The sequence below is a fragment of the Streptomyces sp. NPDC096105 genome, from assembly GCF_044763335.1.
Classification (GTDB): domain Bacteria; phylum Actinomycetota; class Actinomycetes; order Streptomycetales; family Streptomycetaceae; genus Streptomyces.
Map to the genome: position 1 here is coordinate 1 of NZ_JBIWGC010000052.1, position 3089 is coordinate 3089.

Below are 3089 nucleotides of genomic sequence, written 5' to 3' on the forward strand. Positions count from 1 at the left end.
GAACCGGGGCTTCCGGATCGACGTGGCGCCGATCGGCGAGGTCCCGTGGGTCGAGATCGACAACCACGACGACCTCGCCCGCGGACGGGAGATCGCGTGCCAGTACTGACCCGGCTCATCCCCTCGCCGGTCGTCGTCGACATCCGCCCCGGCGCCCTCGACGACCTGGCCTGCGTCCTGGCGGACGAGCGCATCTCGCAGTCCGGCCGGCTCGCCATCGCCGTCAGCGGCGGCTCCGGCGCCCGGCTGCGCGACCGCGTCGCGCCCTCGCTGCCCGGCGCCGACTGGTTCGAGGTCGGCGGCGGCACCATCGACGACGCGGTCCGGCTGGCCGGCGCCATCCAGGGCGGCCGCTACGACGCGGTGGTCGGCCTCGGCGGCGGGAAGATCATCGACTGCGCCAAGTTCGCGTCGGCGCGCGTCGGCCTGCCCCTGGTCGCGGTCGCCACCAACCTGGCGCACGACGGCCTGTGCTCGCCGGTCGCGACCCTCGACAACGACGCGGGACGCGGCTCCTACGGCGTGCCGAACCCGATCGCGGTCGTGATCGACCTCAACGTCATCCGCGAGGCCCCGGTCCGGTTCGTCCGCTCGGGCATCGGCGACGTCGTCTCCAACATCTCCGCCGTCGCGGACTGGGAGCTGTCCCACCGCGTCAACGGCGAGAAGGTCGACGGACTCGCCGCGGCCATGGCCCGGCAGGCCGGCGAGGCCGTGCTCCGGCACCCGGGCGGCATCGACGACGACGCCTTCCTCCAGGTGCTGGCCGAAGCCCTGGTCCTCACCGGCATCTCCATGTCCGTGTCCGGCGACTCCCGGCCCTCCTCCGGCGCCTGCCACGAGATCAACCACGCCTTCGACCTGCTCTACCCGCAGCGCGCCGCCGCCCACGGCGAGCAGTGCGGACTCGGCGCCGCCTTCGCGATGTACCTGCGCGGCGCGCACGAGGAGTCGGCGGCCATGGCCGAGGTGCTGCGCCGGCACGGGCTGCCGGTGCTGCCCGAGGAGATCGGGTTCACCGTCGACGAGTTCGTCCGCGTCGTCGAGTACGCCCCCGAGACCCGCCCCGGCCGCTTCACCATCCTCGAACACCTCGCCCTGACCACCGAACAGATCAAGGACGTCTACGCCGACTATGTCAAGGCCATCGGTAGCTGAACTCCGTCCGGTCGTGCACCCCGCGGGGGTCAAGGACCGGCGCAGCGGTGAGCACTGGATGGGGCGCCTCTACATGCGCGAGGTGTCCCTGCGGGTCGACCGCTACCTGGTGAACACCCGGGTCACCCCCAACCAGCTCACGTATCTGATGACCGTCTGCGGTGTCCTCGCGGCCCCCGCCCTCCTGGTGCCGGGCATCACGGGCGCGGTCCTCGGGGTGGTCGCCGTCCAGCTGTACCTGCTGCTCGACTGCGTCGACGGCGAGATCGCGCGCTGGAGGAAGCAGTACTCGCTCGGCGGCGTCTACATGGACCGGGTCGGCGCCTACCTGACCGACGCCGCCGTGCTGGTCGGCCTCGGCCTGCGCGCCGCCGACCTGTGGGGCACCGGCCGCATCGACTGGCTGTGGGCCTTCCTCGGCACCCTCGCCGCGCTGGGCGCGATACTCATCAAGGCGGAGACCGACCTGGTCGGTGTGGCCCGCCACCAGAACGGCCTGCCCCCGGTGAAGGAGTCCGCCTCCGAGCCGCGCTCCTCCGGCATGGCGCTGGCCCGCCGGGCCGCCTCCGCCCTGAAGTTCCACCGGCTGATCCTGGGCATAGAGGCGTCCCTGCTGATCCTGCTCCTCGCGATCCTCGACGCCGCCCGGGGCGACCTGTTCTTCACCCGCCTCGGCACCGCCGTCCTGGCCGGGATCGCCCTGCTGCAGACCCTGCTGCACCTCGTGTCCGTCCTCGTCTCCAGCAGGCTGAAGTGAGCGCCGGCATGAAGGTCGGCGCGGTCGTCATCACCATGGGCAACCGCCCCGACGAACTGCGTGCCCTGCTCGACTCGGTCGCCAAGCAGGACGGCGACCCCGTCCAGGTCGTGGTCGTCGGCAACGGCTCGCCCGTGCCCGACGTCCCCGAGGGCGTGCGGACCGTCGAGCTGCCCGAGAACCTCGGCATCCCCGGCGGGCGCAACGTCGGCATCGAGGCGTTCGGGCCCGGCGGACGGGACGTCGACATCCTCCTCTTCCTCGACGACGACGGCCTGCTCGCGCACACCGACACCGCCGAGCTGTGCCGGAAGGCGTTCGCCGAGGACCCCTCGCTCGGCATCATCAGCTTCCGCATCGCCGACCCGGACACCGGCGTCACCCAGCGCCGGCACGTGCCCCGGCTGCGCGCCTCCGACCCGATGCGCTCCTCCCGGGTGACCACCTTCCTCGGCGGCGCCAACGCCGTGCGCACCCAGGTCTTCGCGGAGGTCGGCGGCCTGCCGGACGAGTTCTTCTACGCCCACGAGGAGACCGACCTGGCCTGGCGTGCGCTCGACGCCGGCTGGATGATCGACTACCGGTCCGACATGGTGCTGTACCACCCGACGACCGCCCCCTCACGGCACGCGGTGTACCACCGCATGGTGGCCCGCAACCGCGTCTGGCTCGCCCGGCGCAACCTGCCCGTCCCGCTCGTCCCGGTGTACCTGGGCGTCTGGCTGCTCCTCACCCTTCTGCGCCGGCCCTCGGGGCCCGCGCTCAAGGCGTGGTTCGGGGGCTTCCGGGAGGGCTGGACCTCGCCCTGCGGCCCCCGCAGGCCCATGAAGTGGCGTACGGTGTGGCGGCTGACCCGGCTGGGCCGGCCCCCGGTGATCTGACAAGCTTCGGGTCCGGGGGTCCGGTTCACCCGGTCCCCGGCTCCTGGCAGGCCCGCGCGGGCCACGCACATCGAGGACGAAAGTTATCCACCCGTGAGTGAGACAACGCACGACGGCACGGTCGCGGTCAGCGCGTCCGCGCCGCCCGACGAGGGCCTCCCGGCGGCCGAGCTGGCCGCCAAGTACGGGCTGTCCGTGAGCGGCGCCCGTCCGTCCCTCGGCGCGTACGTCCGTCAGCTGTGGGGACGGCGGCACTTCATCCTGGCCTTCTCGCAGGCCAAGCTGACCGCCCA

3 protein-coding genes and 2 pseudogenes are annotated in these 3089 nt (G+C 72.7%); all 5 read left to right on the forward strand.

The annotated features are described in order from the left end of the window. Positions 1-109 (forward strand): annotated as a pseudogene (locus ACIQ8B_RS32920) (phosphocholine cytidylyltransferase family protein); the annotation flags it as partial. Further along, entirely contained in the window at positions 97-1158 is a 1062-nt protein-coding gene (locus tag ACIQ8B_RS32925; RefSeq protein WP_290011780.1) for an iron-containing alcohol dehydrogenase family protein, read from the forward strand. The pseudogene ACIQ8B_RS32920 and the gene ACIQ8B_RS32925, both read left to right, overlap by 13 nt. Before the next feature lie 13 nt (positions 1159-1171). Then, positions 1172-1915 carry a CDP-alcohol phosphatidyltransferase family protein gene (locus tag ACIQ8B_RS32930; protein ID WP_106411370.1) on the forward strand — a complete coding sequence of 248 codons (744 nt, stop codon included), beginning with the start codon at positions 1172-1174 and terminating at the stop codon, positions 1913-1915. 8 nt (positions 1916-1923) lie between these two features. Further along, a complete protein-coding gene (locus ACIQ8B_RS32935; protein WP_391664310.1) occupies positions 1924-2796 on the forward strand; it encodes a glycosyltransferase family 2 protein in 873 nt (290 codons plus the stop codon). Positions 2797-2889: 93 nt separating this feature from the next. Continuing rightward, positions 2890-3089: pseudogene (locus ACIQ8B_RS32940) on the forward strand (ABC transporter permease); the annotation flags it as partial.